Below are 24,077 nucleotides of genomic sequence, written 5' to 3'. Positions count from 1 at the left end.
CGGACGAATCTGACCGTCCGGCTCATAGGTGGCCCACCTCGTGTCGAAGAGGTGAATCATCTTCGCCTCGTAGAGAGGCAGCATCCGTTCTACTGACCATGCGGCTGTCCCTGCGGGGGGGGGGGAGTGGTCGCTCGAAGACGTTGCCGTTCAACGTCCAGCCGTCGGCCTCGAGTTCGTCGCGAGTGTGGAAGAGGTGCGAGTCGCTCGTCATGTTGAAGAGCCCTTGCATGAAGCTGATGCCCCACGGGTTGCCGTTCACCGGATCGTTCTCGTTGATCAGCACGGGGACGCGGCGGTAGATGCCGAGCGTGATCTCGGCGTCCCGGCGGGTGCGGAAGATCGGGCAGGTTCCGGTGTTGGGGTTGAGGAGCTGGATCTCCTCGGGGGTGAGCTCGAAACGGGCGTCGTCCTTGAGTAGGTCGGACGGGTCGTGCGCGAAGAACGCGAACTCCGCCTTGGGCACCCGCTCGCCGCGCCCTGCAAGGGTCAGCAGGCAGAACTTGAATGAGCGGTGCACGCCAACGAACAGAGGCTTGGCGTTCTCGAAGTCATACAGGCTGACGAGAGAACCACGCTTGACCAGGTCCTTGAAGTAGTACTGCGTCGTGGCGTCGGTGGCGATCCCCGTCGGGAGGATCATGCCCATCCGCCCATGCTCCGCGACCAGATGGCGGCTGCCTTCGGCGAACACAGAGTCCGTCTTGATTCGGCCGCGCCCGCAGAGCGGAAATCGCCCGGAGGCAGCGAGGAAGTGGCGAGTCGCGTCGAGGTGGCGTTTGGCTGACTCGAACTCGCTCGACAGCCTTGGGTTGTCGACCGGCAGATCCCGGATTAGTCGCTTGCGTCTGGCGCCGCTAGCCGCTGCGATCTGTGGGTCCCTCGCGGCGAAGAACTCCTGCTCCTTCAGCTCCACGTGTTCCCACGGCGGGTTCCCGAGGACGACGTCGAAGCCGCCGGTCCAGCCGAGGGTCTCATCCTGGCCGCCGGGGTGGAAGAGGTGAGGGAACTCGACGTGCCAGTGGAAGAACCGGTACTCGGTGGCCAGCGCCTGGATCGTGTCGGCCGTGTCTGCCGGGAGGCTCTCGCCCCGCTCGATGGATCGGACGGTGCTGTCTGTGATCGCCTTCGGCGCCCCGGGCAGCTTTGGCCAAACGAAGCCGGCGCACCAGGCGTCGGCCACGAGTCGGAGTCGCTGGACGGTCGGATCGGATTCGAGGGCATGCAGCTTCTGCTGCCGGGCGTGTACGTCGGCGAGCGACGCCGCTCCCACGCCGGTGATGAGGCTGGCCAGGTCCTGGGCAAGTGTCGGATCGACCGCGGGAGCCGGCGCGGCAAACAGCTCGTCCTGGCCCGCTCGCTCCGCCTTGTTCTGCTTCTTCAGCGCGGCGGTGACCTTCTTGTCGTCTCCCTCCAGGGCGGCGAACGCGTCGTCCGGCACCCCGCCCGCGATGAGGCCCGGGGTGGTTCCCATCAGCGAGTTGCCCACCTTGATCTGGGCGTCGAGGAACGCCAGCGGGCGACCCGGGTCGAGGGTCTCCAGCCAGAGCGACACCTTCGCCAGTTCGGCGGCGAGCGGGTTGATGTCGACGCCGTAGATGCATCGGCCCACCACGTCGGAGAGGGCCTCGCGGATCCGCTCGGGCGGGGGTTCGGGGTCGCCGGTGCGGATCGCCGCGACGCGCTTGGCGATGCGCCGGGCGGCCGCGACGAGGAAGTGGCCCGAGCCGCACGCGGGGTCGCACACGGTGAGGGCCAGCAAGGCGGACTCCGGGTCGGGCTGGCGTTCCGCCCGGTCGAGGACGGGGTCGAGGGCCGAGTCGAGGAGGCACTCGATGAGCGAGGTGGGCGTGTAGTAGGAGCCCGTGGACTTGCGGTCGTTGCCGGCCGAGTTGAGCAGCTCGAACCGGCGGCGCCCGGCGTCCCACGAGGGGACGTACTCAAGCAGCGTCTCGTAGATCGAGCCGAGCTCCTCCGCGCCGAGGTTGCGGTAGTCGACCACCCGCCTGACGCGCGACCCCGCCTCCTCGATCAGGCTGAGCTGACGCACCGCTCGCAGCAGCGCCTCATTGGAGAGCTCCGCCTCGCGGAACACGTCGAGCGGGCCGGCGTCGAACAGCCCGCCGATGCCGATGAGGCCAAGCTCAGGACGCCCGTCGACGGAGCCGAGGCCGTCCCAGACGAGGTTCAGGGCCCGCCACTGGTCGGTGTGGCGGGTGCCGCGACGACGCCGCGCAGTGCGGCGGAGCCGAGCGGTGGAGAAGAAGTCGAGGTAGCGCTGCCTCGTGGTCGGCGCAGCGTCGGGATCGAGCAGCAGCCCGCGGTCCTCGGCCACGAAGGTGAACAGGAGACGGTAGACCACCCGGAGGAGAGCGTGGTTGACGTCCTCGATGCGCAGGGTGCCGTCGGTCAGGCTGTCGCGCAGCGCACCGTTGGCGTGATGGGCGAGGAAGCCGGTGCCGAGGGTGGTGATGGCCTCCCGAACCGAGTCGCGGAGCTGATCGAGCGCCCGGGTGCCGGACTCGATCGACTCGCTCCGCCAGGCCTCGAGCCAACAGGATGTTGGCCCCAGCCCCTGGTCTCGGATCGCCAGCCGTGACTCGTGGCACACGCTGAACAGGACGAGGAAGTCGGCGAAGAGGTCTCCGTCGAAGATGGCCTCCAGGTCGAACTCCACGTAGGACGACCCGACGAGCGATGTCGAGTCGCGAAGCAGGCGCAGTGTCACACCGTTCGACAGCACGGCCCAGAGGTGCTCGTCGGACCGGTTGAGGAGCTCCTGCACCATCGACTGAGGCGACTGGGAGGCGGCGCCCGCGACCCCCTGCGTGCGGCGGTCGAGCTCGACGCGATGACCGAGCAGGTGCATGGGCACCTGTTCCCACAGGTGTGAGATGGGTGCGCTCTTGCCGTCGACGTGCAGCCCGCCCGCCGGCGTGGTGGAGACGCGCCCGAACCCGAGCTCGCGCAGCAGGATGAGGAGCCACCGCTCGCGCGTGAGACTCGTCCCGCGGTCGGACTCCGGGAGCCGCTCGGCGGCCTGCCGGTAGGTGGCCCACACGCCGGTCAGGTACGCCCAGGCCCTGTTGGCGGCCTCACGGACGGACTCGCCGGGAGCGAGGTGGTAGTCGGCGGAGGACTGCCCGGGCAGAGCGCCAGCAGAGATGCGCGACAGCAGTTCGGCAGGGATGAGGCCACCCTGCACGCGGACACCGACGAAGGATTCACCAGCCATGACTTCAGCCCTTCGGGACCGGGACGAACACGTACACACCCAGGACATCCGGCGGGTTCTCCGCCCGGACGCCGAGCCCTCGGACAGCCGAGCCCGACGCGGCGCGGACCCGACGGTGTGAGGCGCGGATCCGTTCGGCGAGGGTCGCGCCGTGCTGCTCCAGGTGGGGCAGGAGGTCGGGGAGCTTGGACAGAGCAGAGTCGAGGTACGGCCGCGGGTTGGCGACGTTGCCGGTGGGCGTCGCGTCGAGCAGCGCTCTAACCGCGGACTCATCGAGCCAGGTCAGCTGTCCGTCAGCGGTGGTGAAGGCGAGGGTGGCGACGTCCTCGGCCACCGCCGTACGTTCCCCGGCGCGCGACGGGAGGGTGAGGTGGAACCGGTACCGCATGAGCAGCAGGGTGGTTCGGGCCTCGACGGCTGTGGTGCGGATGACGGCGCAGCGCCGCGCGGGGCGCGCCTCCGCGGGGAGGCCTGCGTCGAGGGCGGATTCCAGCACGTAGGTCGCGATGGCCTCCACCGCGTCGTCGGTGCGGTGCAGGACGTTTTCGCCCCGGGCGACCGGGAAGTCGTCGACGAACCGGAGCCCCGTCTCGCGGCCGGGGGGCAGGGCGTCGAGCAGCCCGGCGGGCAGCGGTGCCGTGGTCGCGGTGAAACCGGCCTGCTGCGGGGTGAGCGTGGACTTCAGCTCCCGCAGCGCCGTCTCCGTGAACGAGCGGACATCCGCGTGGGTTCCCAGATGGGCCCGGATCTCCGCCACCTCGGCCTGCACCTCGTCAGGGTGGATGGTGCGCTGCGCGAACTTCGTTCGGGAGGCCTTCTCGCGCTCGGCGGCGGACTGCCATTCGCGGTCGAGCTCGTCCGTCTTCTGCTGATACTCGATGTCGAGGGTGTCCTGGCGGTGGTCGTCGCCACGGAGGATCAGCCCCTCCATCAGCGCCTCGAGGACCGCATCGCTGTTGTCGGGTACGGGCACCGAGACGCCGGTTGCCTTGCGGATCGCGAGGTGCTTGCGGAGCAGGACGTCGAGGACGATGCCGTCGATGTGGTTGTCGCGGCCGTAGAGGGTCACAGTGCGCACCACGTCCCTGCGCTGCCCGAACCGGTCGACGCGGCCCTCGCGCTGTTCGTGGCGAGTGGGGTTCCAGGCCAGGTCGTAGTGCACGACGGCCTGGAACTGTTCCTGCAGGTTGACGCCCTCGGAGAGGCAGTCGGTGGCCACGAGGACCGTGGGTCCCTCGCTCGCGGTCAGTTCGGCGATCCGCGCGACCCGCTCGGCCGGCGGAAGGGTGCCGGTGACGGCGCCGACCGTCGTGCCCTTGCCGAGCTTCTTCCTCAGATGCTCGGCGACGTACTCGGCGGTGTCGATGAAACGGCAGAAGACGATGGGCGCGTACCCGTCGGCGAGAAGCTCCTTCACCTGCGCGGTGATGGCGTCCAGCTTCCGGTCGCCCGTGCCCTCGAGCTTCCGTGCGCGGTCGAGGAATCCGCGGAGCCTGCGCTGCTGGGCCGTGCCGGACCCGGCTGCCTGATCGGCGCCGGGCGTGACGTCTGCGGATTCGAGCGCCTCATCGTCGGCGGCGTCGAGAACCGTTGCGCGGCCCAGGGCGTCCGCCTCGCTGGCGGACTCGCCGGCGAGCGCGGCCGAGCGGGTGGCCAGCGTCTGCGCAGCGGCCCGGGGTGACGAGGCCAGGGCACGCAGGAGGGCGAGCACCGACCACCAGCTGACGCGACGCTCCAGCGCGCCCTGGGCGTTGCGCACGGTCTCCCGGGCGTATGCGAGGACATCGTCGAACAGGTCCCGGTAGGCGGGGGACAGGTCGTAGGCGGCCTCCTTGGACAGCCGGTCGGACGGGAAGGGGGTGTTCTCGTCGAGGAACTGTCGGATGTCGGCGCGGCGGCGCTGCACGAAGTGGCGGGCCAGGAGCTCGCGCCCGTTGGGCTGCTCGAGGTCGATGTCGGCGAGCTGGGGGTCAAGGAGCGCGATGAGGTTGCGGAACGTGGCGTCCTTGCCGCTGTGTGGGGTGGCGGTCACCAGCAGGAGATGACGGTCCGGCCTTGCGGCGAGGTCGCGGACGAGGTCGTAGCGCTGGGTCCGGGCCTTCCCTGCCAGGCCGCCGTCGGCGACGCAGGTGTGCGCCTCGTCGACGATGACAAGGTCCGGGCAGGTGCGGAGGAACTCGTTGCGGCGGCGGTCCGACTTGATGAAGTCCGTCGAGACGACCGTGACGGGGAATCGCTCGAAGATCGATTCGCCCGCGATGCACTGCCGCTCCAGTCGGCGGACGGTGCTGGCGAGGACGAGTTCGGCCTCGAGCCCGAACTTGGTGAGCAGTTCGTCGGCCCACTGCTCGGCGAGCGCGGGGCTGCAGAGGACCACGAGGCCGCGGGCGTCACCGACGGTGAGCAGCTCGGTCGCGATCAGGGAGGCCTCGACGGTCTTGCCGATGCCGACGTCGTCGGCGATGAGGAGTCGAACGGTGTCCTGCCGTAGTGCCATGAGGAGTGGGACGAGCTGGTAGGCGCGGGGTTCGACAGCGATCGCGGCGAGCGACCGGAATGGGCCGGCGCTGGACCGGAAGCCGATCTGGAGCGCGCTGCGCAGCAGGCGGGCGCTGTGGTGGTCGCCCAGGTCGTCAGGGCTGGGCGCGGGGAAGGTCGCCGGGGCGACGTGCTCGATGGCGGGGAGCACCCCCGCGATGTCGTCGTCGGTGCCGCCCAGCGGTCGCAGGACCAGGAAGTCGTCCGAGCTGTCCGGGAGCACCACCCATTCGCGTCCGCGTGTGGCGACGAGGCTTCCGACTGCGAATGCGGTCACGCTGTTCTTCCCTCTCCGAAGACGAAGCTGTGTTCCTTGACCAGGGAGTCCCAGTCTGCGTCGTGGCTGAACCTGAGCCAGGTGTACCCGGCGTCCATCAGGCGTTCCTGGACGGCCGCGTCCTCTGCCGCCTTGTCCGGGCGATCATGCACCGGCCCGTCGATGAAGATGACGACCCGGGCATCCGAGTAGGCGAAGTCCGGTCGACACCCGGCGTCGCTGAGCAGCGGTTGGGCGGAGTCGGGCAGCTTGTAGTCGCCCTCCAGCAGCAGCCGGATCCAGCGTCGCTCCAGATCCGAGTCCGAGGCATCCATCAGTGCGTCGGCGTGGTCGCCGCGGGTCTGCGCGGACGAGGACGCCACGGTCCTGCCGGAGGCGAGGTCAAGGAGGAGATCGCGGATGGTGTGCCGGTCGATGGATGCGTGGTCGCTCTGGTTTCCGTAGGACAGCAGGCAGTCGTAGCAGGCGCGCTCGCACCGCTCCTCCCTGGCCTCCGGCGCGCTGAGGTCCGCGCCGGTGTCGGGATCGAAATGGGCGATGCTGAGGGCCGTGCGGGCGGCCAGCGCCAGGGCGTCCGGCTCGGCCTGCAGGCGACGGAGGACGCCCGCCCCTCCCTCGGCGGACTCCGTGAACAGCATCCGGCTGCGGTGCTCGGGGTCCGGGAGCGCCTCGCTCGCCAGCTCGGAGTCCTCCAGCTGGAAGGCAGCCTCGATGCCCCGCTCGAGTGCGTTCCGGAGGGTGACCGCGGCGTCATCAGGCAGCGCAGCTGCGAGGCGAACGACGAGGATGTTGCGGTGGTCGCGGACGTAGGGGATCACCCGGACGGCCTTCGCGAGGTCGGGATCGCCGTCGGGGTCGGTGGCTAGTGCGTTGTCGCCCTTGGACTCGGAGATCCACGCCCCCTCGACGGGATCGAGGTAGAAGCCGACGGTGCTGGGGTCCTTGCGGCGTCGGCGCCCGCGGTTGGTGACCCTGACCTCGGCGGAATCCCCATAGACAAGCTCCGCCAGCGGAGCCCCGTCGCCGGCGACGATCTCGGCGGCGAGCTTCCCGGAGCGGCTGCCGTGCTCGGTGAACCGGTACGACGTCTGCAGCTCGTAGCCTGCTCGGCGACGCTCCTCCTCGTCGGAGGAGATGCGCTCGCGGCGTCTGGTGTAGACGGTGGTCAGCTGCATGAGCCCGTAGGTCGTGGAGCCGAGCTCGCTGCCGCAGTTCTCGCACACGTCGAGCCCAGGCTTCCGGTCGTGGTGGTATCCGCATTCGCTGCACCGGCGAGCCTCGGAGGTGTCGATCACTCCTTGGCCGGTCTGGGACAGCGGGACCTGGACGCGGGTGACCTCGTAGCGGGCGCCCTCGTGGTAGATCAGGGCCCCGGGGCCGAACTCGGAGATCGCCATGAAGCGGGGACGCTGAATGTAGTCGCCCCCGTCGAACTTGCCCACCGCTCCGCGCACCGCGGGAATGTACGCGGCGAGCGGGAGCCTGGGGAAGCTGTAGCCGGGAAGGAACCCCTCGGAGGCCAGGTAGCGGTAGGTGTAGAAGTCGGAGTGGTTCGACTCGTCGTCCTCGTTGCGTAGGAGCCGTAGCTGGCTCTCGGCCTCACGCCGTCGGGCCTGAGCCGCCCGGTGGGCCTTCTGCGAATGGCTGCTTTCCAGCACGATCCGGTTCTGGGTGGCCTGGTCCGCGAGGGCAGCCCGGTAGAGCTTGCGCCACCGGTCGCAGGCCTTGTCGAGGTTGCTGGGGGCCTTGTTGACGACATCCTCCACCCAGTTGTCCTGCCACCAAGCGGTGGCCTGCAACTCTGTGAGCATCGGAGCGACGATGCTCTGGGCGTGGCCAATGGCGCGCCTGATGGCGTCGCTGTCTGCGAAGGCGTGGGCCTTCTCCGGCCTCATCACGAGGGACGGGTCCTGGCCCTCGGTGGCGAGGAGATCGGTCATCTTCGAGCCGAGCTTCTCGCCGGTCTCGGCGAGCCACACCGCCTGGACGTGGCTGCGGAGCAGCGCCTCGTTCGTCAGGTCCAGCCGGGGCGCGGCGACGGATCCTGCGACCATGTCGGCGGGTCGGCGGAAGTAGTACTGGTCGTGCGAGTTGCCGGTGGCGCAGTAGGTCAGGACCAGCGCGGGCTGGCCGGAGCGCCCAGCGCGGCCCGAGCGCTGCGCGTAGTTCGCCGGGGTGGGGGGCACGTTGCGCAGGCCGACCGCGTTGAGGCTGGAGATGTCGACGCCCAGCTCCATCGTCGGGGAGCAGTAGAGCAGCGGAAGGGAACCCTCTCGGAACTCCCGCTCGCGGTTCTCCCGCTCGGCGGGCGGAACCTGTGCGGTGTGCTCTCTGGCGGACAGCCCGCGCAGCTCACGCGCCACTCCTTCGTAGAGCGTCTTGAAGAACGCGTTGACCCGACCGCCGGCGTCGGCGTCGAGGGTCTTGCGGATCGGATCGGATGCGGCGCTGGTTCCGTCGCCGGCGTTCCACCGGATGGCGGAAGCCTTCAGCCTGTGGCCCCGTTGCCCGTCGCTGTCCACCTGAGTGAGGATCCCCACGCGGCTGAGCACGGAGAGGATGTCGTGGATGACCTGCTGGGCCTCATCGGTGGTGAGGCGGGCGGGCTGGGACGGGAACTGGTTCGGTCGACGGAGGTATCGGCCGAGCGCCGACCGGCCGGTGAGGTGCAGGCCCTGGCGCGGACGGCCGGGCTGCGAGGCGAAGGCGAACACGGTGCCCACCGGGGCCATTTGCTCGTTGCCCGGCATACTCCAGGCCCCCGCGAGCTCCTGGGACGACTGCCTCTTGATCTTCTCGAACCCTGTCTCGGTGAGGCAATCGACATCGACGGCGAGCACCTTGCGGAACTCGTCGACGATGATCCGGCAGAGCTCCTCGCGGTGGCCGTTCGCCGCATCCCGCAGGGCGGGATGCTTCGATTCCCAGAGGCCCTGGTCCGCGGCCACGTCGTTGAGGGACTCGTAGCTCACCCGCAGGAGCCCGGTCTGTTCGAGGTTGGGCATGGTGATGCGCCAGCCGCGCTGAAGGTCGAGGTACAGCCGGTACTCGACCAGCTCGCGCAGGGCGCGCTCAGTGCGGGCCTTCGCGGCGTAGAGCGCTTCTGGTGACGCCGCGTAGTCGGCGAAGTCGAGGCCGAGGGCGTTGACGACGTGCGCGGCGACGTCCTCGTGGGTGAGGCCCTCAGGGTTGGACTTCATGGCGGCGAAGAGCGCGCCTCGGACCTGGGCGATCTGGACGAAGTCATTGAGATGACCGGCCTGCAGGCTTGCGTCCTGCCGGTTGTCGACGAAGGTGAGGAGCTTGCGTGCCTCCTTCGGGAGCTCGTCCTCCGGCACTTCACGCAGGGCGCGCACCATGCTGGAGGAGATCACCGAGATGGCGGAGCTTCGACCTTCGGCATCGAGAGTGGCGAGCTTGGAGAAGTCGCGGCCACGGGTCTGTTCGTAGCTGACCTGGCAGGAGAGGCAGAACGTGAACGGGGCGGGGATGAATGCGGCCGGAGTGCCACCCACGGGGACCTCATGACCCGCGGTGTCGACGGTGACCCGGCGGGGGAGGTACCTGACCTTCGCAGGAAGGGGGTCGTTGTCGACGTCCACCCAGGAGTCAGGAAGCCGCCCGTCGGCGATCGGGTCGACTGGCCAGGGAAGCGAGGTGGAGATGTAGAGGTAGCCGTCCTGCGCGGAGTCCTCGGACACATCTCGGGAGGCGCGGGGCTGGTAGCTGGTCTCCCCGGCACGGGTCACGGCGCGGACCACGGCGTACTCTTGGCCGCATTCGCGGCAGAAGGCCAGCGGGTAGAGCAGCTTCTCCTTCGCCGACGGGACAGCGACCTGGTACTTCGAGGTGATGAAGCGGGTGTCCTCGGGTTCCAGTGACACGTAGAGGGTGTCGCCCTTGGAGATGAACTGGTGCAGCCGGAACGCGAAGAGCGGGCGGCCCGTGCGTGGGTGTCGCACCTCCGACCCCTCGAGGAGGCACCGCTGAATCGCCTCGTGGCAGTCGGGCACAGGTTCGTCGGTGATGTCGGAGAGCGCGGGCGCCGCGTGTTCCCTGAGTCGTCGTGGGCTCTGGCGGACGAGCTGGCCGGTGCCCTCCTCGGTGGTCAGGCCGAACGTGGTCTCGATCCAGGCGGCGAGCGGCGAGGCCGCCAACGCGTCGAAGTCGCCGGGGAGCTGACCGGACCGGACGGCTGCCCGAAGGCCCGTGACGTCGTCGTCGCGCCCGGTGGTTGCCCTGGTGAGGGTCTCGCCGATGACGTGGTCAGGCGTGACGGGTGCGCCGAAGATGCGTGTGGCGACTTCGGCGACCGTGCGTCGCTGATCGATCGAGGAGCCGCCGCTGGCCATCGTCGCCGAGGTGCCGATGCACTGCAGGTTCGGCGATGCGCAGGCGTCGCGGACCCGTCGCACGAGCATCGAGACGTCCGCACCCTGGCGTCCGCGGTACGTGTGCAACTCGTCGAGGACGAGGAACTGGAGGCCTCGGGCGGCCTTCACCAGGCGGGCGCGCTCGTCTGGGCGGGTGAGGACGAGCTCGAGCATGACGTAGTTGGTGAGCAGGATGTCGGGCGGGTCCTTCAGGATGCGGTCCCGCTCCTCGCCGGACTCCTGCCCCGTGTAGCGGGCGAAGGTCACGGGCTCATTGCCCTCCCCGTAGCCGTTGCGGAGGAACTTCTCCAGCTCGCCGCGCTGCGAGTTCGCGAGGGCGTTCATGGGGTAGACGATGATCGCCTTGACGCCCGGGGTCTTCGGCTGTCGCAGGACGTGATCGACGATGGGGACGATGTAGGCCAGCGACTTGCCGGAGCCCGTGCCGGTTGTGAGCACGTAGCTCTCGCCCGTCCTCGCGACCTCGATGGCCTCACGCTGGTGCCGGTGGAGCGTGATGGGGGAGGTGCCTCGGTCCTCGAGGTGCTGCTTCACCCGGAAGATGGGATCGCACTCGGGGTGGAGGATTCCATCACGCACCAGCTCGTCGACGCTGCCCCCGGAGGCGAATGCCGGGTTGAGGGAGATCCAGGGCTCGGGCCACTGGCGATCGGCGTCCAGCTCCTGTTCGTAGTGATCCTTGAGCCGCGCGTCTTTCACGTCGATCGACGAGGTGGTGAATGCGCGGTAGTCCTCGATGACCGTCTCGCGCACTTTGAATACGTCCAAAGTTGCCTCCTCGTGGCGTGCTTGCACCCTAGCGGACGTGGCCGATGCGTGGTCAGGAGCCCGGTAGGTCATCCGATGGGGCGTTCAAGCCGTCGCTCTGTGCGGCACTGTGCGGCGGGAATGCTGTCAGTTTCAGTGAGCTCGTTACACCGCCAGCGTTTGCACGTTGTGGGTCATTGAGGTACGCCCAGGAACCCAAGACCGATGTCGGTGATGCCTGCGATACTTCAGGCAACGTCGAAGATGTGGCTACGAGTCGCCCGCCGACGAGAAGGAGAACTGGGATGGACGAGGCACCCGAGGCGGCCGACCGTGAGGACGACGGCACGGGTTCGGCGCACGCTGAAGGAGGTCACGCCGCGTCTGATGAGCTGGAGCACGCACCGTCAACGACCCTTGTGGAAGTGACCCCGGGCGTTGCGGTCCTGTTCGGTGAAGTTCCGGATGGCGTAGAACGCATCGGCCTCGACTTGATCCCATCGTTCGACCGAGTTCAGCTCTCCACGGCTCTGGGTTCACTGGGCAACACAGGCACGATCGTTGGAAACGTCGCAGAGGCTGCGTCGAGCGCGCAGGGCCTCTTCCGTGTCAACGATGCGACGCTGTCTCTGTTGAAGAGCGGCGGGGAGATGGCCGGGAAGGACGGGGCAAAGCTCGGAGCGATCTTCAAGAACGGCAAAGTGGTCGGGCAGGCACGTTTCATCCCGGCGTCGATGACGGCCGCAGCGGCCATCGCAGCCATCGGTCCAGCCGTCGCCATGATCGGGCTCCAGATGCAACTCGGTGAGATTTCGGGTCTCGTCCGCACCAACATCGCGCTCACCACACAGACGCTCCAGGCCATCCGAAGCGACCAGTGGGCAGAACTGAGGGCGCTCGTCAAGACGGTCGACGGTGCTTTCCAAGAGGCTCGCGAGCTTGGGTCCGTCAACGAGTCCGTGTGGGAACTCGTCTCCCACGAGGCCTCGGCGATCACTCAGAAGTGGGAGCTGTACCGGGAAAACGTAGGTGGACACGTCCGAGAACTCGGGAAGCTCGATGGGCGGGCACGACGCCAGTACCTCGAATCGAACGCCCAGGCGATCATGTTTGACACCCACGCCTTGCTGAACTCACTCAAGATGTATGCCCAGTACCAGGCGCTCCGGGCGGTACGAGCTCGCATCCGTAGCGCGAACGATGCCACGGAAGGCCAAGGCGGTGTCAACTCGTCGAAGCAACATCGGCTGCGAGGAGGGCCTCGAACTTCTCCCTCGGGGTGTAGAACCCCAGTGATGCTCGGGGGCGGTCGTTGAGCTCATCGGCGATCGCGTCGAGGTAGGCCTGGTTGCTGGTGATGTAGGTGCCCTTGGGTAGGTACTCCCGGATCAGTCCGTTGGTGTTTTCGTTGGTGCCTCGTTCCCATGGCGAGCGGGAATGGGCGAAGTAGACCGGCAGGTTCACGGCAGCGGTCAACCGGGCATGTTCGGCCATCTCGGATCCTTGGTCCCAGGTCAGCGAGGTCCGCAGTACCTCGGGGAAGGGCCACATTCGCTCGGCCAGGGTGTCGGCCACCGCGACGGCTTTCTTCCCCTCGGGGAGGCCGCAGATGATAGTGAAACGGGTGACTCGTTCCACCAGCGTGGCTGCTGCTGATTTGCCGTGGGCCCCGATGATCAGGTCTCCCTCCCATGCACCGGGGATCCTTCGTTCGGTGACGTCGGCGGGCCGGTCATCGATCGAGACCATCGCGACGATCGGGGCCCGGCGCCCGTCTTTTGAGCGTGGTTCACGGCTGGTGCGCTTGGATCTGAGCATCACCGAGTGGCGGGCCAGCTCGCCCTTGGGGAGGGCGTAGATGAACCGGTAGATCGCTTCGTGGGAGACCTGCGCACCATCAGCGGGTGTGGAGTGGACCATGGTCTCCACAGTGGGGTCACAGGCCTCCAGACGCAACCGTCCCGCGATCTGGCGTGGCGTTCGGGAGCGTTTCAGGTCGCCCAGCACGCGGGCCCGCAGTACCGGGTCGGCATCGATCTTGCGGGTCTGGGGTCGTCGGCGGCGGCGCTGGGCCTCGACGTCGGCTCTCACCACGCGGTAGCCGCAGGTCTTAGTGGAGTTACGCCGGATTTCACGGCTGATGACGGACGGGGCCCGATCGATGTGGACCGCGATCCGGCGGATGCCCCAGCCGGCCTTCAGACCGGTGGAGATCTCGGCCCTGTCGTGGGCGGTCAGTGGCCGTCGTTGCGTCACGCGGGAGAACCTCTCATTGACCTGCAGTGTTGCTTCCACGGTATGACACTGCCCAACTCTTCAACCGGATTACAACCAGCACCCCGACTGAGATCGACGAGTCCCTTGGCGAGATCAGGCTGCTTACCGAGTCACTCGTGCGCGAGCTGCGGATCATCGCCGAGCTGCCGGGTCGAGCTACGGCACCACTGACGAAGAAACGGAAAGACTCGGAGGCTTCTCGGCTTACGTGCGAAAAGCTCCTCGAAGCGATCGAGCCTTTGGCTGACATGCTCCGGCCGGTAGTCCGGATGCCTGTCGTGCCGGATACCGTGTGCGCGCCCAAGGGCCTCGATCTTGAGCCGTACCTCCATGTCCTTCGCTGGTTCCTTGAAGACGACGAGCCACTCCGCGGTGTGGCGTTCCCGTACGAAGTGGGAACTCACAACCTCGCCGGAGTTGTGCCGTTTCTCGCCAGTCGGGTAGATGCGACCTGGAAGGCGCTCGCACCAGGTAGGGCCGGTGCCATCGTGGAGAAGTTCGCGTCGAGCACATTCATTGCGGTTACTGCCCGACGAATCATCACCGCCGATCCAAGGAGCCTCCTGAGGCGGGGGGAACTCGGCTCGATTCACTCGCTGGACGAGGTGCAGTACGTGCGCCCTCGCTCCAACCACGGAGCAGGCGTGCGACCCACCATCGACGTGACGACAGACCATCGAGATATTCACTGGATGTTCCCCGAGACCGCCGACCTCGAGCACGTCGACAACCTGGTCGCGTTGCTCGCCCAGGGAACGCCCCGCGTGGCCCCAACACCGGTGGCGATAGAACAGTCCGACGCACCGGGCGACACAGACGACTCCTAGGCCTGCGGCAGCGAGGCGGCTGTGAACCCGGTGGTCGAACCGGTGTGTGTGCTGCGGGCTCGCCGTTTCGGGCTCCGATCCTTCGCTTCGCTCAGGGCACCTCGACGAGCTCGGCGATCCGTGGTGGTCGGCGGTCCGTGGTGGGCTCGGCGGTCCGTGCCGGTCCACCCTTCGCTTCGCTCAGGGCACCTCGACAGGCTCGGCGAACCGTGGTGGGCTCGGCGAACCGTGGTGGTCCTCCCTTCGCTTCGCTCAGGGCACCTCGACAAGCTCGGCGATCCGGGGTGGGGTCGGCGAACCGTGGTGGGCTCCGCGAACCGGGGCTACTTGCCGCTGTAGACGGGGAAGGCGCTGGAGGCGCCGTATTCAGCGGCCCGGAGGTTGAGCAGCGTGGTCATGTCCTCGTCGGAGATGGTGAAGTCGACCTGCGCGTTGGAGCGCATGTGGTCCGGGTTCGCCGTCTTCGGGAGCGACACCGTGCCCAGTTGGAGCGTGTAGCGGATGCAGAGCTGGGGGACGGTGACGCCGTAGGCGTCGGCCATCGCACGGACGTCCGCGTTGTCCAGGATCTCGCCGTGGGCGATGGGGGAAAAGGCCTCGACGAGGATGTCCTTGTCGGCGCAGTAGGCGAGCAGGTCGGTGGGCGTGTTGCCCGCGTGGACCAGGAGCTGGTTGAGGTGGGGAGCGACGGTGGCCGCGGCCAGGATGTTGTCGACGTCCGGCTCGCGGAAGTTGGAGATGCCGATCGCGCGGAGCTTGCCCGCCTGGTGGGCCTCCTCCAGCGCCCGCCACGCCTGGCGGTTGCCGTCGGAGTAGTCGCCGCCGCGGAAGTCGCTCCACGGCTGCGGGCTGTGGATCAGCATGAGGTCGACGTAGTCGAGGCCGAGCTTCTTCAGCGATCCGTCGATCGAGGCGACCGCACGGTCGTAGTCCTTGATCTCCGCGGCCAGCTTCGTGGAGACGAACAGCTCGTCGCGCGCGACGCCCGCCGTGCGGACGCCCTCGCCGACGCCCCGCTCGTTGCCGTAGGCCTGGGCCGTGTCGATGTTGCGGTAGCCGATCTCGACGGCCGCTCGCACCGCGTCGGCGGCGACGGCGTCGTCGATGAACCACGTACCGAGCCCCAGCTTGGGGATCTCGACGCCGTTGGACAGGGTGTAGGTCTCGTGCAGGATGGTCATGCTTCATCTTCGCCAGAAGCGGTCGCGATTCCTGCTGGTGGTCGGACACAAATCGCAACCGCTTCCGCGGGGAGTGGTCGAGGCGGGAGACTGAGCGCCATGCTGACTGTGCGCGTCACCGCCGACCACGACCTCGCCGTGCGTCTCCGCGACGAACTCGAGCAGGAGCCCACGGTCTGAGACCTGGCGCTCGTGCCCGGCGTCGCCGCCGACGGGAGCGGGGATCTGCTGCTGTTCGAGATGGCGCGCGAGAACGCCAACAACATCATGCGGCTGCTCCGCCACGCCGGGGTGCCGGCCGTCGGCAGCATCGTGGTGTCCGAGCCGCTCACCGTCGTGTCGGACGCGGGGTCGGCGGCGGAGGCCGCGGCACCCGGGCACCCGGCCGACGGGGTGCTGTGGGCCCAGCTCGCCGACAAGTCGCGGGAGGACGCCCGCCCGTCGGCGACGTTCTTCGTGTTCCTGCTGCTCGCGACGCTGATCGCCGGGATCGGGCGCGTCCTTGACCAGCCCATCCTCATCATCGGGGCGATGGTCGTCGGCCCGGAGTTCGCCCCGATCGCGGCCATCTGTTACGCCATCGTGCGACGTCGTCGCGGGATCGCGGGCCTGGCTCTGACCACGCTGCTCGGCGGGTTCGCCGCCTGCGCCGCGGCGGCCTGGGCGGTCTGGGCCATCGCCTACGCGGCGGGCGTCTTCACCTACGAGCAGGCGACCACCGGGCCTGCCACCGACTTCATCATCTCCCCGGACGGCTGGTCCTTCGTGATCGCGGTGCTGGCGGGGATCGCCGGGGTGGTGTCGTTGACCAGCTCGAAGTCGTCGGCCCTGGTCGGGGTGTTCATCTCCGTCACGACTGTGCCGGCCGTGGGCGCGATCGGACTCACCCTCGCCGTCGGCGCGTGGGAGGAGGCGCTCGGCGCGGGCCTGCAGCTCGTCATCAACATCGTCGGCCTGCTGGTGGCGGGCGTCGTCACGCTGTTCGTGCAGCTGCACTTCGGCCGCTGGTTGGGCAGGATCACTGCGTCGCGTCGACGGACGAGGCCCTGAGCCTCGGGCGAGGTGCACTGACCGGGGCCGCCACCCGCGGACGCCAACGGTATGCACGGACGCCAACGATATTCGCGCGAATACCGTTGGCGTCCGTGCATACCGTTGGCGTTTGGGAAATTGCGTTGGCGTCTGGCGGCGTCTGGCGGGGTCTGGGCGCGACTGGGGGCTTCTGGCTGGAGGGGGAGCCGCGACGACTCTCGGCCGCCACGAGCCGTCGGCGCCCGACTCAGGTCAACACCCCTGCGTCGTAGCCTGTTCGCATGACGGACCTCAGCGCACCCACGGGACACGAAGAGTCCCTTCGGGCGCTCCCAGCCGACGACGGCAGTACGCCACGAACGCTCGTCCTCGGCGCGACGGGCTACATCGGCGGCCGACTGGTACCCCGGCTGCTGAACGCCGGGTACCGAGTGCGGGTGCTGGCGAGGGACGCGGTGCGCGCGGCATCCTTCCCCTGGGGCGGGGACGTCGAGATCGTTGAGGGTTCCGCCGACGACGCGGATGCCGTGGCCCGCGCGGTCGAGGATGTCGATGTCGTCTACTACCTGATCCACTCGATGGGCGCGGGGCGGGGATTCGAGGAGACTGACGAACGTGCCGCCGAGATAGTCGCGCGTGCGGCGGAGGATGCCGAGGTCCGCCGCATCGTCTATCTCGGCGGACTTCATCCCGACGACGTGGAGCTGTCGCCGCATCTGCGCTCGCGGGTGCGGGTGGGCGAGATCTTCCTGGACTCGGGCGTTCCTGCGCTCGTGCTGCAGGCCGGCGTGGTCATCGGGTCCGGGTCGGCGTCGTTCGAGATGATCCGCCACCTCACCGATGTGCTGCCGTTCATGCCGGCACCGAAGTGGGTGCGCAACCGCATCCAACCGATCGCCATCCGCGACGTGCTGCATTACCTGCTCGGCGCGGCCCGGGTCGATCCGGGCGTGAACCGGTCCGTCGACATCGGCGGACCGGACGTGCTGCGATACGGGGAGATGATGAACGGCTACGCGCGCGAGGCGGGGCTGCCCCGACGGGCTATTGCTGCCCTGCCGGTGCTGACGCCCGGCCTCGCGTCGCACTGGGTGAATCTCGTCACCCCCGTGCCCCGGTCGATCGCCCGCCCCCTTGTCGCGTCGTTGCAGAACGAGTGCGTCATGAAGACCCGCGACGTCGACGACCTCATCCCCCCACCCGACGGCGGCCTCACCCCGTATCGCGAGGCTGTGCGCCTCGCGCTGGGGCGGCTGAACGCCGACACCGTCGAGACGAGCTGGCAGGACGCCGAGGTGTTCGGCGCCCCGAGCGACCCGCTGCCCAGTGATCCGGAGTGGGCGGGGCGAACGGTGTTCACGGATGCGCGCCAGCTGGCGACTCCGGCATCCGTCGACCGGCTGTGGACTGTCATCCTCGGGATCGGCGGCGAGAACGGCTGGTACTCGTCGCCGTTCCTGTGGGCCGCTCGGGGCCTGATGGATCGACTGGTGGGTGGGGTCGGTCTCCGGCGCGGGCGGCGCAGTCGCACTGATGCCCGAGTGGGCGACGCGATCGATTTCTGGCGCGTCGAGGCAGTGGACAGGACGGACGCGGGGAACCTCCTGCGCCTCCGCGCCGAGATGAAGGTGCCGGGCACCGCATGGCTGGAGATGCGCGCGGGTCCCGACGTCGACGGCGCACGGTACGAGCAGCGCGCGGTGTTCTTCCCGAAGGGGCTCTTCGGGCGGCTCTACTGGCTGGCCGTGCTCCCGTTCCACGGCGCGATCTTCGCCGGCATGGCGGCGCGGATAACGTCGACGGCTGAGGCGCCGGAAGCCGAGCCCTGAGCGTCGACTAGCCTGCGGGCATGAGCAGGTATCTCGCCATCTTCCACGGCGCCGGTCGCGAGGTCGAGAAGGCCGAGGTGACGGCGGAGCAGAGCGCGTCGTTCCTCGTCGACTGGGCGCGCTGGGCGCAGGACCATGAGCCCGCCATCGTCGACAACGGCGCGCCGCTGCTCCGGAAGACGCGGCTCACCTCGGAGGACGACGAGGACTTCACCGACACCAAGGTCGCGTTCACCGTCGTCGAGGCGTCGTCGCACGCGGACGCCGTGCGCATCTTCCTCGACCATCCGCACCTGGCGCTGATGACGGGGAACTGGATCGAGGTCCTGGAGTGCGCGCCGGTTCCGCGGTAATAGTGGGGGATGTCGATCGGGTCGCGACGGGACCTCTCGCAAGCTCGAGGCGCTTCGACAGGCTCAGCGAACCGGGATGGCTCGAGGCGCTTCGACAGGCCTGTGCTGAGCCTGGCGAAGTGCTCAACGACCCGGGGCGACCTTCGCCGTCTTGGACGAGGAGGTCGACACCGTCGTGTAGCCGGCTTTGGAGCCTGTGACGTGGACGGTGAGGGTCTTCCCGACGGAGTACTTCGTGAGCGTGATGGTCTTCGCGGTGTGGCCCTTCAGCTTCTTCCCGTCGCGGTACCACTGGTACTTCCATGTGGTGCCGCTCGTCCAGCTGCCCGCCTTTGCCGTCAGCGTCCTGCCGACCTTCGCCGTGCCGGAGATCGTCGGCTTCGCCGTCTTCAAGGTCCCCGCCTTGACGGCGGCGGTCCTCGATGAGGCGGTGGAGGCTGTGGCGTAGCCGTCGAGGGTCCCGGTGACGTGGACGCTGAGCCGCTTGCCGAGCGAGTACTGCGTCAGGGCGAAGGTGGATTTGGTGGAGCCGGCGAGCTTCTTCCCGTCGCGGTACCACTGGTAGGTGAACCTGGTGCCGGTGGTCCAGGCGCCCGGCTTCGCGGTGAGGGTGCCGCCGACCTTCGCCGTGCCGGAGATGGTCGGCTTCGCGGTCTTCAGGGTGCCGGCCGTGACCTTGGCGCCTGCGGAGGTCCTCGTCACCGTCCTGTAGCCGTCCCTGGTGCCCGTCACCCGCACCGTCAGCGTGGTGCCCAGCGAGTGTTTCGTCAGCGCGAAGGTCGACTGGGTGTAGCCCGCGAGCTTCCTGCCGTCGCGGTACCACTGGTACGTCAGCCGGGTGCCGCTGGTCCACGTGCCCGCCTTGGCGGTGAGCGTGCCGCCGACCTTCGCGGTGCCCGTGATCGTCGGCGTCGACGACGTCAGCTGCTTCGCCGGTGCGACCGTCGCGTCGTGCCCCGCGTAGCTCGGCTCCACCCAGGCCGTCTCGCCCCACGGGAACGCGTTGGCGTTGAAGTTGGCCAGCGCGGCCAGCTCCGCGTCGTCCTTCCACGGGTTCGCGTCCGGGTCATCGGCGCGCTCGCCCATGCCATACGGGTTCTCGAAGTTGAAGGACATGCACCAGAAGTTCTGGTCGGTGACGATGCCGCCGTAGGTCTTTACCGCGCGCATGATGGCGGCCATCGTGCGGTCGATCTTGTTGTCGGCGATGTGCGCCTCGACGTCGAAGTCCTCGGGGAAGGTGAACATCTGCCCGGCGACGGGCGCGTTCGGGTAGCTGGAGGAGGCGAGCTTCCCGTCGGTCTGCTTGGCCGGGAAGGAGACCTGACCGGCCAGGTACGAGGGGAACGTCACGGACACCGCGTGGCCGATCACGCCCGAGCGCAGCTCCTCCGCGCCGATCTGCGTCAGCTCGTTGGCGATGCCGACCACCGAGTTGGTGCCCTGGAGGTACTGAAGCCAGTAGTTGTCTGATCCGACGGTGCCCGTGTCCGGGTCGGCGTAGAAGTAGCCGGCAGATGCGAAGTTCCAGACCCCGTCTGCGTCCTGGGAGGCGCCGAAGTAGCCCCGGAAGATGCCGGTGGCAACGTCGTACACCGCCAGCGCGTGGTCGCCGCCGTCGCTCGCCCTCGCCCAGTCGGGAAGTGGGATCGTGCCGGTCGTGACCTCGGCGAGACGTGGGAAGCTCGTCACCCGGGAGTCCGTGGAGGTGAAGGTCGCGAAGTCCTGGTAGGGGTTGGACGAGTCGACGGTGTAGATCGGGATGTTGTCGTGGCTTGCCACCCCACCGCCGATCGAGACCCCCGTCTTCAGCCGCCCGCGCCAGTGGTCGTTGAGGTAAAGGTCGGGCAGCGGACCGTCGACGAAGTCCGCGATCTGCTCGGAGTTCGCGGCCACCGGCGCGGCTGAGATGTCGCGCTGCACGAAGCTGCCGGTGCCCAGGTAGCCGGCCGGGTCGAGCGGGGAGGAGTTCACGACCTCGGCGAGGTCGGCGGCCGTCTTCGTCTCGTCGACCTCGGCCAGCACCGGGGTCGCCGAGGTGTCCGGGGTCGTGTAGCACGTCGGCCCGTCGGCGATCTGCGACGCAGACGTGGGCGTGTAGTTGGTGCCGGCCGGGATGCAGGTGGCGGCGTCGGCCGGCGCCGTCGGGGCGACGAGGCAAGCCAGCGATGCTGCGACGAGCAGGGCGAGGGGGTGGCGCATCTGGGGGTCCACTTCGGAACGGCGTCGGTCTGTTCGGCGCTGATCCTGCCGGAGCGAGGCGCTCCTGACAAGCCATCTCGCTCTTGTCGGTGTCCTTTGAGAGGCACTGGTGGACAAAGTCGCCTCGATTCGCTCGGCGCCCTGGAGCCGGGCAAGCCGCCTCGCTTCGCTCGGCGCCCTTCGACGAGCTCAGGGAACCGGTTCGTTGAGCGCTTCGACAGGCTCAGCACAGGCCTGTCGAAACGCCCTGAGCGCAGCGAAGGGACTCACTAGACCTCCGCCCCGCAGCGAACGGGACTGACCCGTTCATCGCCTCGCTTCGCTCGGCGCCCTTCGACGAGCTCAGGGATCCGGAGCAGCTCAGGGAGCCGCCGGCAGGCGCCGGTTCAGCAGCTCGGACATCACCAGGCCCAGCGCGACGATCACCACCAGGTAGAACGGGAAGATCCAGAGCCCCGTCAAGGACGACAGGGCGCCGAAGAGCGGGGGCATCAGCGTGGAGCCGGTGTAGGCGGCGGCCATCTGGATGCCGATGATCGCCTGCGAGTTCCGGGCGCCGAAGTTCACCGGAGTCGAGTGCACGATCGCGGGGTAGATCGGGGCGCTGCCCAGGCCCGCGATCACGAGTCCCGCCAGCGCGGGCAGGTCCGTCGGCAGGGGCAGCGCGATCAGCACGAGACCCACCCCGACGGCGATGAAGCCTCCCCGGATGAGGGCCCTGTCTCCGAGGTGGTCGGCGAAGAACCCGCTCAGGAAGCGCCCGGCGGTGATGCCGAGCAGGAAGAGGGCGCCGAAGGTCGCGGCCGTCGCCGGGTCGATGCCCCGCTCGGACACGAGGTACGTCGAGGCCCACAGGATCGTCGTGCTCTCCACCGCGCAGTAGGCGAAGAACGCCGCGAGGATCAGGACCACGCCGGGGATGCTCAGTGCGCGCTTGAGGGAGACGTGCTCGTGGGAGGCCCCCTCCGCCGCGTCGGCACCCTCGTGCACGACCCGGGGCCGGGCCTTGTCGACGCGCGCCCACAGCGGCAGGCTCACCAGCAGGATGATCGTGAGCGCGACCTGGATGCCGCCGACGCTCTGGTAGGCCGTCGACCAGCCGAGGCCCACGCTGATCGCGGCGCCCATGATGAACGGGCTGATCGACGCGCCGACGCCCCAGAAGCTGTGCAGCCAGTTCATGTGCCGCGCTGCGTAGTGGAGCGCGACGTAGTTGTTCAGCGCTGCGTCGACGGCGCCCGCGCCCAGGCCGTACGGGATCGCCCACAGGCAGATCATCCAGAAGGACCCGGAGAACCCGAAGCCGAGGAGCGCGGTCGCGGTCATGGCGACGCTCACCGCGGTGACCAGCCCGACGCCGAAGCGCCGTGTCAGGCGCTCGGACAGCAGGCTCGAGACGATGGTGCCGGAGGCGACGATCATCGTCACGATGCCGGCGTACGACACGGGGACACCGAGGTCGCCGTGCATGACGGGCCAGCCGGATCCGATCAGCGCGTCGGGTAGCCCCAGGCTGATGAAGGCGGCGTAGATGATCGCCAGGAGGAGTGCGTACATGTGTCAGTGTCTCCGGGAATCGGGTGGGTGGTGCTGGGGGGCGGTCGGTCAGGCCGTGATCTCGACCAGGTTGCCGTCGGGGTCGGGAACGACGCTCTCGTAGTAGCCGTCCCCTGTGGTGCGGGGTCCGCTGAGGGCGGGGTAGCCGTCTCTCCCCAGGCGTGCGGTGAGCGCGTCGACGTCAGCCGCCGAGCCTACCGAGAACGCCACGTGATTGAATCCCTGGGCGAGTCGGCCGCCCGCGTCGTCGAGTACCGGGCGGGTCATGAGTTCCAGCCGTGCCCCGCGGTTGAAGCTCAGGAAGTAGGTCCGCAGGCCCGAGGACGGGTTGTGGTACCCGGTCCCGGCGACGCCGCCGAAGTACGTCTCGTAGAAGCCGCGAGCCCGTTCCAGGTCGTCGACGTAGAGGGCGATGTGTTCGATGCTCGGCATGAGTTCCTCCTTCGGAAGCGCCCACGCTACGCATTCAAATGATCGTGCGCACTGATCGGAATCCCGAGAAATGATCAACAGGGGTTCACAGATCAACTGGGGTTCAGCACTGCCAGGTGAGCGCAGTTGGTCATCACGAGTCCCTCCTCGACATCATTCATCGAGCGGACAGCCCAACGACCGAGCATCCCGGCGGATCGCCCGCGAACGTCGCCTACGGACTTGCACGCCTAGAGCATCCGGTGTGGCTGCTGACGGAACTGGCAGACGACCCCGCGGGAAGGCTGATCGCGACGCACCTCGCCGCCCCTGGGGTGGAGCTCATCGTGTCGCCGGCGTAGACCGAACGCCGACCGCGCGTGCGGCTCTCGACGTGAGCGGTATGGCTTCGATATCGCCTGGCAGTCTCGCGCTGGTCGCTCGTGTTCAGCGAGCCGCTCCGACCGCCATGTCCCATCGTGGTTCTCCTGACACCGGGCAATCACTGTCGCGCGGGCAGGTGCGCACCCGGCGACGCGCGCCGGGGGTCTACTGTGCGCTGAGCGCTGGGTAAGGCACCGAAGTACGAGCGAGGGTGCGAAGGACCTCGTCGAGGATCGCCCCCGGCGAGCCCTGGTGATCGTTCGTCCACCAGCGGTCTCCCACGAGTTCCCAAACACGAAACGCCACCGCCGAGATCAGCGCGACGTCGAGTTCGTCCGGACTGCGACCAAGCCGCTCCGCGACGACCGCCTCAAGGTCGGCTCGCGAACGGATCAGTATGTCGAGCAGGCGCGCTCGCGCCGGCGGAGAGTCGTCGACCATCGCGCGGACCGCGGCGAAGCGCTCCACATCCTCGATCGCCTCGAGCGAGCTGCGGATTGCCGCGGCGAGCGCCTCAGGGAGCGGTTCGCCATCAGGTCGTTCGCTCAGCTGATCAGCGACATCCATCCAGGTTGTGAGCTGATCCAGGAGCAGCAAGTCCTTGGTGGGGAAGTAGCGGTACAGCGTCGACGCGCCAACCTCGGCCTCAGAGGCGATCTGCTCCATCGTTGTCTGCTCGTACCCCTGCTCGACGAACAGCCGATACCCGGTGTCGAGCAGGAGCTGGCGAGTCCGAGCCGCCTTCCGTTCGCGCAATCCCATGGGAGCCATCCTATCGGTAGGTGACAGTCACTTCCATATGGAGGTGACGTGAGTTAGGATGAGGATGTCAA

The 24,077-nt window shown here is 68.4% G+C and carries 15 protein-coding genes; 6 read left to right on the top strand and 9 right to left on the bottom strand.

What is annotated here, in order from left to right:
- Positions 1-22: 22 nt before the first annotated feature.
- The 3 genes from KDB89_RS14340 to KDB89_RS14330 are packed head-to-tail and all read right to left on the bottom strand — an operon-like array spanning position 23 to position 11,212.
- Entirely contained in the window at positions 23-3,235 is a 3,213-nt protein-coding gene (locus KDB89_RS14340) for an Eco57I restriction-modification methylase domain-containing protein (RefSeq protein WP_219082175.1), read from the bottom strand.
- Positions 3,236-3,239: 4 nt separating this feature from the next.
- Positions 3,240-6,050 carry a DUF8741 domain-containing protein gene (locus KDB89_RS14335; RefSeq protein ID WP_219082173.1) on the bottom strand — a complete coding sequence of 937 codons (2,811 nt, stop codon included), beginning with the start codon at positions 6,048-6,050 and terminating at the stop codon, positions 3,240-3,242.
- Positions 6,047-11,212, bottom strand: a complete 5,166-nt coding sequence (locus KDB89_RS14330; RefSeq protein WP_219082171.1) for a DEAD/DEAH box helicase — start codon at positions 11,210-11,212, stop codon at positions 6,047-6,049. The genes KDB89_RS14335 and KDB89_RS14330 overlap by 4 nt, the downstream gene beginning before the upstream one ends.
- A 284-nt stretch (positions 11,213-11,496) precedes the next feature.
- Between KDB89_RS14330 and KDB89_RS14325 the strand changes: the two genes are divergently transcribed.
- Positions 11,497-12,507, top strand: a complete 1,011-nt coding sequence (locus KDB89_RS14325) for a hypothetical protein (RefSeq protein WP_219082169.1) — start codon at positions 11,497-11,499, stop codon at positions 12,505-12,507.
- Here KDB89_RS14325 and KDB89_RS14320 read toward each other — a convergent pair.
- Positions 12,416-13,486 (bottom strand): IS30 family transposase, encoded by a 1,071-nt coding sequence (locus tag KDB89_RS14320; RefSeq protein WP_255556000.1) that lies wholly within the window; start codon positions 13,484-13,486, stop codon positions 12,416-12,418. The genes KDB89_RS14325 and KDB89_RS14320 overlap by 92 nt on opposite strands.
- Before the next feature lie 98 nt (positions 13,487-13,584).
- On the opposite strand from KDB89_RS14320, the gene KDB89_RS14315 reads away from it, so the two are divergent.
- On the top strand, positions 13,585-14,295 hold the full coding sequence (locus tag KDB89_RS14315; protein ID WP_219082167.1) for a hypothetical protein: 711 nt from the start codon (positions 13,585-13,587) through the stop codon (positions 14,293-14,295).
- A gap of 323 nt (positions 14,296-14,618) precedes the next feature.
- Here the strand turns inward: KDB89_RS14315 and KDB89_RS14310 are convergent, their stop codons facing one another.
- A complete protein-coding gene (locus KDB89_RS14310; RefSeq protein WP_219082165.1) occupies positions 14,619-15,476 on the bottom strand; it encodes an aldo/keto reductase in 858 nt (285 codons plus the stop codon).
- 192 nt (positions 15,477-15,668) lie between these two features.
- Here KDB89_RS14310 and KDB89_RS14305 point away from each other — a divergent pair, with 192 nt between their 5' ends.
- From KDB89_RS14305 to KDB89_RS14295, 3 genes are all read left to right on the top strand, one after another.
- Entirely contained in the window at positions 15,669-16,526 is an 858-nt protein-coding gene (locus KDB89_RS14305; RefSeq protein WP_219082163.1) for a DUF389 domain-containing protein, read from the top strand.
- 263 nt (positions 16,527-16,789) lie between these two features.
- A complete protein-coding gene (locus KDB89_RS14300) occupies positions 16,790-18,337 on the top strand; it encodes an SDR family oxidoreductase (RefSeq protein WP_219082161.1) in 1,548 nt (515 codons plus the stop codon).
- A 20-nt stretch (positions 18,338-18,357) separates the two neighbouring features.
- The gene (locus tag KDB89_RS14295; protein WP_219082160.1) at positions 18,358-18,690 is read left to right on the top strand and encodes a hypothetical protein; all 333 of its coding nucleotides are present in this window, start codon (positions 18,358-18,360) and stop codon (positions 18,688-18,690) included.
- Between the two features lie 123 nt (positions 18,691-18,813).
- Here the strand turns inward: KDB89_RS14295 and KDB89_RS14290 are convergent, their stop codons facing one another.
- The 3 genes from KDB89_RS14290 to KDB89_RS14280 form a co-directional block, all read right to left on the bottom strand.
- Entirely contained in the window at positions 18,814-20,892 is a 2,079-nt protein-coding gene (locus tag KDB89_RS14290) for a hypothetical protein (RefSeq protein WP_219082158.1), read from the bottom strand.
- A gap of 360 nt (positions 20,893-21,252) precedes the next feature.
- A complete protein-coding gene (locus tag KDB89_RS14285; protein WP_219082157.1) occupies positions 21,253-22,449 on the bottom strand; it encodes an MFS transporter in 1,197 nt (398 codons plus the stop codon).
- 48 nt (positions 22,450-22,497) lie between these two features.
- On the bottom strand, positions 22,498-22,881 hold the full coding sequence (locus KDB89_RS14280; RefSeq protein WP_219082155.1) for a VOC family protein: 384 nt from the start codon (positions 22,879-22,881) through the stop codon (positions 22,498-22,500).
- Between the two features lie 116 nt (positions 22,882-22,997).
- Between KDB89_RS14280 and KDB89_RS14275 the strand changes: the two genes are divergently transcribed.
- On the top strand, positions 22,998-23,222 hold the full coding sequence (locus tag KDB89_RS14275) for a PfkB family carbohydrate kinase (RefSeq protein WP_219082153.1): 225 nt from the start codon (positions 22,998-23,000) through the stop codon (positions 23,220-23,222).
- 187 nt (positions 23,223-23,409) lie between these two features.
- Here KDB89_RS14275 and KDB89_RS14270 read toward each other — a convergent pair whose 3' ends face one another.
- The gene (locus KDB89_RS14270) at positions 23,410-24,006 is read right to left on the bottom strand and encodes a TetR/AcrR family transcriptional regulator (RefSeq protein ID WP_219082152.1); all 597 of its coding nucleotides are present in this window, start codon (positions 24,004-24,006) and stop codon (positions 23,410-23,412) included.
- Positions 24,007-24,077: the final 71 nt, after the last annotated feature.

The organism is Tessaracoccus palaemonis, assembly GCF_019316905.1.
Classification (GTDB): Bacteria; Actinomycetota; Actinomycetes; order Propionibacteriales; family Propionibacteriaceae; genus Arachnia; species Arachnia palaemonis.
This window is presented reverse-complemented; position numbering and strand designations above follow the sequence as displayed.